This is a genomic window from Paramuribaculum intestinale (assembly GCF_003024925.1).
GTDB classification, from domain to species: domain Bacteria; phylum Bacteroidota; class Bacteroidia; order Bacteroidales; family Muribaculaceae; genus Paramuribaculum; species Paramuribaculum intestinale.
Genome location: NZ_PUED01000317.1, coordinates 1 through 1,754, shown reverse-complemented (window position 1 = coordinate 1,754; position 1,754 = coordinate 1). Strand labels below are relative to the sequence as shown.

Genomic DNA, 1,754 nt, shown 5'->3' with positions numbered 1-1,754 from the left:
GTATATAAGAGTGGCAAAACGAAGGTTACCACACCCACTATCAATTATCAGCTTATGAAGTCAACACTTGAAATAGGAATAATACAGCAATCCAAGACAGCCGATATCGCCGACAACCGACGTCGTCTTGCCGAAGCAGTAGGACAGCTCGCCGCTAACGGCGCAAAACTGATCGTCAACCAGGAACTGCATGACACATTGTATTTCTGTCAGACAGAATCCGTGGAATGCTTCGATCTGGCCGTCGGCATCAATCAAGAAAACGAAGTCTGCCACTTCTATTCAGATCTGGCAAAACGACATGGGATAGTACTCGTCGTATCTTTGTTTGAACGCCGCGCCCCCGGCCTTTGCCACAACACTGCGATCGTATTCGACACCGACGGCTCCGAGGCCGGACGATACCGTAAAATGCATATCCCCGACGACCCCGCATATTATGAGAAATTTTATTTCACGCCAGGCGATCTCGGATTCAGACCGATTGACACTTCGATCGGACGTCTGGGCATCCTCGTATGCTGGGATCAATGGTTTCCCGAAGCGGCACGCCTTATGGCTCTTGCCGGCGCCGAGCTGCTGATATACCCTACAGCCATAGGATGGGAGTCGACCGACACTCCCGACGAACAGGAGCGCCAGCGTCAGGCATGGATGACTGTACAGCGTGGCCATGCCGTGGCCAACGGACTCCCGGTCGTGACCGTCAACCGGGTCGGCCATGAAGCCGATCCGTCGGCGGCGACCGGCGGCATACAGTTCTGGGGAAGCAGCTTCATAGCCGGTCCGCAGGGCGAACTGCTCTTCGAAGCGCCGACAGATCAGGAATGCACGCAAATCATCAGTGTCGACATGCATCGGAGCGAACAAGTGCGCCGCTGGTGGCCATTTCTGCGCGACAGGCGCATAGATGCCTACGACGGACTGCTGCGCCGCTATATCGCGACAGAATGAACTGATCAAGACATAAACAGACCGGAGCCGGTATAGCGATTCAATCGCAACCGGTTCCGGTCTGTTTTTTAGTTTATCGGTCAGTCAGTCACTCCGCAATACATCCTGGCAGACTGCGCAGATTGTATCGCGAAGCCATAACTTCGCCATAGGCTCCGGCCGAGCGAAGCGCGATCAGATCGCCGCGGTGCACTTCAGGCAACATCTCATCGTGACCGAAAACGTCGCTTGACTCGCATATCGGTCCGACCACATCATATTGTCTGAGTTCCCGGCCTGCGCCTGTCAGATTCTCTATTTTATGATGTGCCTGATACAATGCCGGACGTATGAGGTCAGTCATGCCGGCGTCGACGATGGCAAATCGCTTGCCAATTCCTTCCTTGACGTAGATCACACGTGTAATCAGCGACCCGCACTGAGCCACGACAGCCCTGCCCAGCTCAAAATGAAGCTGCTGTCCGTCACGGAGCTTCAGATGATTATGGAAAAGTGCGAAATACGGATCGAAATCAGCTATCGGATGCTTGTCGGGATCATCATAATCAACACCCAGTCCGCCCCCTACATTTATTGATTTTATCGAAGTCATACCCTGTTGCTCCAGATCATTCTGTATGGCATTGATGCGTTCACAAAGCATACGGTAAGGCTCCAGAGTCGTTATCTGGGATCCGATATGGAAATGCAGTCCGACAAATGACAGCGCCTTCGACTGCATGCACTTTTGTATCATCTGCGGCACCACACTGATATCAAGACCAAATTTATTTTCTTCCAGACCTGTTGTGATATAGTGA

General features: G+C 52.6%; 2 protein-coding genes. One reads left to right on the top strand and one right to left on the bottom strand.

The annotated features are described in order from the left end of the window. The first annotated feature begins 54 nt into the window (after positions 1-54). The gene (locus C5O24_RS13125) at positions 55-954 is read left to right on the top strand and encodes a carbon-nitrogen hydrolase (RefSeq protein WP_107034757.1); all 900 of its coding nucleotides are present in this window, start codon (positions 55-57) and stop codon (positions 952-954) included. An 88-nt stretch (positions 955-1,042) separates the two neighbouring features. On the opposite strand, the gene C5O24_RS13120 is transcribed toward C5O24_RS13125, so the two are convergent. Further along, positions 1,043-1,754 (bottom strand): type III PLP-dependent enzyme domain-containing protein (locus tag C5O24_RS13120; RefSeq protein ID WP_500690283.1); only part of this gene is annotated, 712 nt, incomplete at its 5' end.